This is a genomic window from Campylobacter concisus (assembly GCF_002914195.1).
Taxonomy (GTDB): domain Bacteria; phylum Campylobacterota; class Campylobacteria; order Campylobacterales; family Campylobacteraceae; genus Campylobacter_A; species Campylobacter_A concisus_M.
In genome coordinates this window covers 1-6,456 of record NZ_PPAU01000144.1, presented here as the reverse complement: position 1 = coordinate 6,456, position 6,456 = coordinate 1, and the positions used below count along the sequence as shown (strand labels likewise).

Sequence of the window (6,456 nt, the reverse complement as noted above, 5' to 3'; positions counted from 1 at the left end):
TCAGAGGAAACTTACAATTGTTAAACTATTAGTCAATCTTTGAAATCTAAACAAGTGATCGATTGAGCCAGTCTATTATTTTATAATTTATAATAGATTAGACAAACTAATAAATAAAACTAAAAGTTTTTTTGATTAAAAACTTCATAATAAAATCCTATCAAATAAATTTTGCTAGGTAATAATATGGAGAGTTTGATCCTGGCTCAGAGTGAACGCTGGCGGCGTGCCTAATACATGCAAGTCGAACGGACAAGTAAGAGCTTGCTCTTATGAGTTAGTGGCGCACGGGTGAGTAATGTATAGCTAATCTGCCCTACACTAGAGGACAACAGTTGGAAACGACTGCTAATACTCTATACTCCTGTTTTACATAAGTTAGATAGGGAAAGTTTTTCGGTGTAGGATGAGGCTATATTGTATCAGCTAGTTGGTGAGGTAATGGCTCACCAAGGCTATGACGCATAACTGGTCTGAGAGGATGATCAGTCACACTGGAACTGAGACACGGTCCAGACTCCTACGGGAGGCAGCAGTAGGGAATATTGCTCAATGGGGGAAACCCTGAAGCAGCAACGCCGCGTGGAGGATGACACTTTTCGGAGCGTAAACTCCTTTTGTTAGGGAAGAACAATGACGGTACCTAACGAATAAGCACCGGCTAACTCCGTGCCAGCAGCCGCGGTAATACGGAGGGTGCAAGCGTTACTCGGAATCACTGGGCGTAAAGGACGCGTAGGCGGATTATCAAGTCTCTTGTGAAATCCTATGGCTTAACCATAGAACTGCTTGGGAAACTGGTAATCTAGAGTGAGGGAGAGGCAGATGGAATTGGTGGTGTAGGGGTAAAATCCGTAGAGATCACCAGGAATACCCATTGCGAAGGCGATCTGCTGGAACTCAACTGACGCTAATGCGTGAAAGCGTGGGGAGCAAACAGGATTAGATACCCTGGTAGTCCACGCCCTAAACGATGTATACTAGTTGTTGCTAAGCTAGTCTTGGCAGTAATGCACCTAACGGATTAAGTATACCGCCTGGGGAGTACGGTCGCAAGATTAAAACTCAAAGGAATAGACGGGGACCCGCACAAGCGGTGGAGCATGTGGTTTAATTCGAAGATACGCGAAGAACCTTACCCGGACTTGATATCTAACAAATCATCTAGAGATAGAAGAGTGTCTGCTTGCAGAAATGTTAAGACAGGTGCTGCACGGCTGTCGTCAGCTCGTGTCGTGAGATGTTGGGTTAAGTCCCGCAACGAGCGCAACCCACGTCATTAGTTGCTAACAGTTCAGCTGAGCACTCTAATGAGACTGCCTTCGTAAGGAGGAGGAAGGTGTGGACGACGTCAAGTCATCATGGCCCTTATGTCCGGGGCGACACACGTGCTACAATGGCATATACAATGAGAAGCAATATCGCGAGATGGAGCAAATCTATAAAATATGTCCCAGTTCGGATTGGAGTCTGCAACTCGACTCCATGAAGCCGGAATCGCTAGTAATCGTAGATCAGCCATGCTACGGTGAATACGTTCCCGGGTCTTGTACTCACCGCCCGTCACACCATGGGAGTTGATTTCACTCGAAGCCGGAATACTAAATTAGTTACCGTCCACAGTGGAATCAGCGACTGGGGTGAAGTCGTAACAAGGTAACCGTAGGAGAACCTGCGGTTGGATCACCTCCTTTCTAGAGTACATATAGATATTCTCTCACAAGATATCTATAAGAAAGATATTCTCAATCATCCTTGTTTAGTTTTGAAAGATTGATAGACCTATAGGGGCCTATAGCTCAGCTGGTTAGAGTGCACCCCTGATAAGGGTGAGGTCACAAGTTCAAGTCTTGTTAGGCCCACCAGAGAATTTAATTGGGGAATTAGCTCAGCTGGGAGAGCGCCTGCTTTGCACGCAGGAGGTCAGCGGTTCGATCCCGCTATTCTCCACCATAAAATAGTTTAACTATATTAAGTCTAATTAGAGAGCTTAAGAATTTAAACTTTCTAATTAGACTTTTGTCTAAATGTTCTTTTAATTAATATTGTTAATAGTCACAAGCAAGTTTTAAAAACAATTTTACAGGACTTGTTAAAGATTTAAATTTCTATTCTCTTTGCATTTAGTGCAAAAGTTTGACATCACAATCTATTTAGGATTTAAAACTTATCTAAATAGTAGTCAATGCTTTCCGTCTTGAGAGCTAGAATTTAAATATAGTAACATAAAGTTATCTTTAACAAGGAAGTGATGCGAATTAGAATAATCTAATATAGAAAAGGTAAGCTACAAAGAGCAAGTGGTGGATGCCTTGGCTAGTAGAGGCGATGAAAGACGTGCCAGGCTGCGATAAGTCTCGGGGAGCCGTCAAGGGGCTTTGATCCGGGAATTTCTGAATGGGGCAACCCAGTTAAGCGCGAGCTTAACTACCTAATATGGAGCGAACGAGGGGAATTGAAACATCTTAGTACCCTCAGGAAAAGAAATCAAAAGAGATTACGCTAGTAGCGGCGAGCGAACGCGTAAGAGGGCAAACCGTTAGTTTACTAACGGGGTTGTAGGACTGCGATATAGACTAAACTTAGCTAATAGAATAATCTGGAAAGATTAAGCATAGAGGGTGATACTCCCGTATATGAAAGCTTTGTTTTACTTAGCAGTATCCTGAGTAGGGCGGAACACGTGATATTCTGTCTGAAGCTGGGTAGACCACTATCCAACCCTAAATACTACTACTAGACCGATAGTGCACAAGTACCGTGAGGGAAAGGTGAAAAGAACTGAGGTGATCAGAGTGAAATAGAACCTGAAACCATTTGCTTACAATCATTCAGAGCCCTATGATTTATCAGGGTGATGGACTGCCTTTTGCATAATGAGCCTGCGAGTTGTGATGTCTGGCAAGGTTAAGGAAACCCGGAGCCGTAGCGAAAGCGAGTCTTAATAGGGCGTTTAGTCAGACGTTGCAGACCCGAAACGATGTGATCTATCCATGAGCAGGTTGAAACCGGTGTAAGAGCCGGTGGAGGACCGAACCCGCTAGCGTTGAAAAGCTATGGGATGACTTGTGGATAGGGGTGAAAGGCCAATCAAACATCGTGATAGCTGGTTCTCTCCGAAATATATTTAGGTATAGCGTCATGTAGTAACACTAGGGGGTAGAGCACTGAATGGGCTAGGGCATACACCAATGTACCAAACCCTATCAAACTCCGAATACCTAGTGTGTAATCATGGCAGTCAGGCGGCGAGTGATAAAATCCGTCGTCGAGAGGGGAACAACCCAGACTAACAGCTAAGGTCCCTAAATCTCATTTAAGTGGAAAACGATGTGGAGTTACTTAAACAACCAGGAGGTTGGCTTAGAAGCAGCCATCCTTTAAAGAAAGCGTAATAGCTCACTGGTCTAGTGATTCTGCGCGGAAAATATAACGGGGCTAAAATGAGTACCGAAGCTTTAGACTTAGTTTTACTAAGTGGTAGGAGAGCGTTGTATTTGCGTTGAAGGTATACCGGTAAGGAGTGCTGGAGCGAATACAAGTGAGCATGCAGGCATGAGTAGCGATAATTGGGGTGAGAATCCCCAACGCCGTAAACCCAAGGTTTCCTACGCGATGCTCGTCATCGTAGGGTTAGCCGGGTCCTAAGCAAAGTCCGAAAGGGGTATGCGATGGAAAATTGGTTAATATTCCAATGCCAACTATAATGTGCGATGGAAGGACGCTTAGAGTTAAGCAAGCTAGCGGATGGTAGTGCTAGTCGAAAGGTGTAGGTTAAGATCCAGGCAAATCCGGATCTTTTTAAGCCGAGACCCCACAGGCGTTTGAAGTTCTTCGGAATGGATAGCGAATTGCCGATACTGTCGAGCCAAGAAAAGTTTCTAAGTTTAGTTATAGTTGCCCGTACCGTAAACCGACACAGGTGGGTGGGATGAGTATTCTAAGGCGCGTGGAAGAACTCTCTTCAAGGAACTCTGCAAAATAGCACCGTATCTTCGGTATAAGGTGTGCCTAACTTTGTGAAGGATTTACTCCGTAAGCATTGAAGGTTACAACAAAGAGTCCCTCCCGACTGTTTACCAAAAACACAGCACTCTGCTAACTCGTAAGAGGATGTATAGGGTGTGACGCCTGCCCGGTGCTCGAAGGTTAATTGATGACGTTAGCTCTGCGAAGCGTTTGATCGAAGCCCGAGTAAACGGCGGCCGTAACTATAACGGTCCTAAGGTAGCGAAATTCCTTGTCGATTAAATATCGACCTGCATGAATGGCGTAACGAGATGGGAGCTGTCTCGAAGAGGGATCCAGTGAAATTGTAGTGGAGGTGAAAATTCCTCCTACCCGCGGCAAGACGGAAAGACCCCGTGGACCTTTACTACAGCTTGACACTGCTATTGGGATAAAAATGTGCAGGATAGGTGGGAGGCTTTGATCCATAGACGCCAGTTTATGGTGAGCCATTGTTGAGATACCACTCTTTTTTATTCTGATAGCTAACTAGCTTGAGTTATCCTCAAGTAGGACAATGTCTGGTGGGTAGTTTGACTGGGGCGGTCGCCTCCCAAAATGTAACGGAGGCTTACAAAGGTTGGCTCAGAACGGTTGGAAATCGTTCGTAGAGTATAAAGGCATAAGCCAGCTTAACTGCGAGACATACACGTCAAGCAGAGACGAAAGTCGGTCTTAGTGATCCGGTGGTTCTGTGTGGAAGGGCCATCGCTCAAAGGATAAAAGGTACCCCGGGGATAACAGGCTGATCTCCCCCAAGAGCTCACATCGACGGGGAGGTTTGGCACCTCGATGTCGGCTCATCGCATCCTGGGGCTGGAGCAGGTCCCAAGGGTATGGCTGTTCGCCATTTAAAGCGGTACGCGAGCTGGGTTCAGAACGTCGTGAGACAGTTCGGTCCCTATCTGCCGTGGGCGTAAGAAGATTGAGGAGAGTTGACCCTAGTACGAGAGGACCGGGTCGAACCAACCACTGGTGTACGAGTTGTTCTGCCAAGAGCACCGCTCGGTAGCTATGTTGGGATGTGATAACTGCTGAAAGCATCTAAGCAGGAAGCCAACTCCAAGATGAATCTTCTTTTAAGAGCTCATATAGACTATGTGTTTGATAGGCTGGGTGTGTAATGGATGAAAGTCCTTTAGCTGACCAGTACTAATAGCTCGTCTGCTTATCTTTTAATAAGCATCACTTCCTTGTTAAGGATAAAAACTTAATAAGATATGTTTTTATAAAACTTTGTTTATGACTTTTAACTTTACACGTAGTGTTAAATAAGAGATTTATCTAATGTATCTTTTATTTAACACTGCCCGTGACTATACAGACGAGGAAACGCCTTGCTCCATCTCGAACCAAGAAGCTAAGCTCGTCCTGGCTGATGATACTCTCCCTTACTGGGATGTTGGAAAAGTAGGTCGTTGCGGGCTTTGTTAATTTTTAATCTTCTTTATCTAAATAATCAACTTCTAATATTATTTCTTAATTTATAACGAAATATCAAACCTAAAATTTATTTATATTTTTAAATAATTAGACTTTTTATCTTTACATTTATAAATATCTTTTAGTCTATGCTTCTATACGAGTGTTGACTAAAAACACCAAATATGATAGACTCCAAACCCAAATTTACCTAAAAAGGACAAAAATGAAAAAGATTATATTCTCACTATTAGTAGCAGCTTCTACATTACTAGCAGCCATAAATTTAAACACCGCCACAAAAGAAGAGTTAATGAGTTTAGATGGCATAGGATCTTCAAAGGCAGATGCAATAATAGAGTATAGAAAGACAAATAAATTTAACTCAATAGAAGATATAAAAAATGTAAATGGTATAGGCGATAAGACATTTGAAAATCTAAAATCAGATATATCAGTATCAGGTGCTACAAAGATAGACACCACAAAATCTAAAGTAAAATCTAAAAAAGATGAGATGAAAGAAAAAGCAAGTAAAAAGAGTGATGAAGTAAAAGAGAAAAAAGATAGTGCTAAAGGTGATAGTATAAAAGAGATAAAAGATAAGAAAGAAAGCCTAAAAGATAAAGCAGAGAAAAAGAGTAAAGCTAAAAAAGAGAAGAGCAAAGAGTAATATAAAGCTAGAAATTTATAAAAATTCTTACATAGAGATACATAAAAATAGTTAGGAGCACATGGTGCTCCTAATAAATAAAATAGATTGTTTTTTATATATCTGCCTACTTTTTAAATTCTATAACCTAGTTTGCCTACTTTTTAAATTTTATAAATTAATAAGCTCATCTAATAGATCTTGTAAAGTAATACTTCTTAAACTATCCTCTAAAGCTTCTTGTGCTTTTAGGAGGGGGATGGTTAAGAGACCTTCGATCTTGCTACCGAGCGGGCAGGCCTTGGGTGAGTCAGAGTGGATCTTAAAAAGTTTTTCTTTATCATTTACTGTGTTAAAAATTTGAAGGAGGGTTA

Annotated in this window: 1 protein-coding gene, 2 tRNA genes, 3 rRNA genes and 1 pseudogene; 6 read left to right on the top strand and 1 reads right to left on the bottom strand. The window is 42.3% G+C overall.

The features are described from left to right. The first annotated feature begins 183 nt into the window (after positions 1 to 183). The 6 genes from CYP28_RS10060 to CYP28_RS10950 all read left to right on the top strand — a co-directional run bounded on the left by CYP28_RS10060 (position 184) and on the right by CYP28_RS10950 (position 6,103). Positions 184 to 1,694 (top strand): 16S ribosomal RNA (locus CYP28_RS10060). Positions 1,695 to 1,788: 94 nt separating this feature from the next. Continuing rightward, a tRNA-Ile gene (locus CYP28_RS10055) sits at positions 1,789 to 1,865 on the top strand. Between the two features lie 12 nt (positions 1,866 to 1,877). Then, a tRNA-Ala gene (locus tag CYP28_RS10050) sits at positions 1,878 to 1,953 on the top strand. A gap of 327 nt (positions 1,954 to 2,280) precedes the next feature. Then, positions 2,281 to 5,184, top strand: a 23S ribosomal RNA gene (locus CYP28_RS10045). A 132-nt stretch (positions 5,185 to 5,316) separates the two neighbouring features. Continuing rightward, positions 5,317 to 5,435, top strand: a 5S ribosomal RNA gene (gene rrf / locus CYP28_RS10040). The 16S, 23S and 5S rRNA genes sit together here with 2 tRNA genes alongside, the layout of an rRNA operon. Positions 5,436 to 5,656: 221 nt before the next feature. Continuing rightward, positions 5,657 to 6,103 carry a helix-hairpin-helix domain-containing protein gene (locus CYP28_RS10950; protein ID WP_103594053.1) on the top strand — a complete coding sequence of 149 codons (447 nt, stop codon included), beginning with the start codon at positions 5,657 to 5,659 and terminating at the stop codon, positions 6,101 to 6,103. A 150-nt stretch (positions 6,104 to 6,253) separates the two neighbouring features. Here CYP28_RS10950 and CYP28_RS10510 read toward each other — a convergent pair. Then, positions 6,254 to 6,456: pseudogene (locus CYP28_RS10510) on the bottom strand (Rrf2 family transcriptional regulator); the annotation flags it as partial.

Bases quoted from the DNA above. Each gene is read 5' to 3' on its own strand.
- CYP28_RS10950 (WP_103594053.1), top strand. From the start codon at position 5,657: ATGAAAAAGATTATATTCTCACTATTAGTAGCAGCTTCTACATTACTA.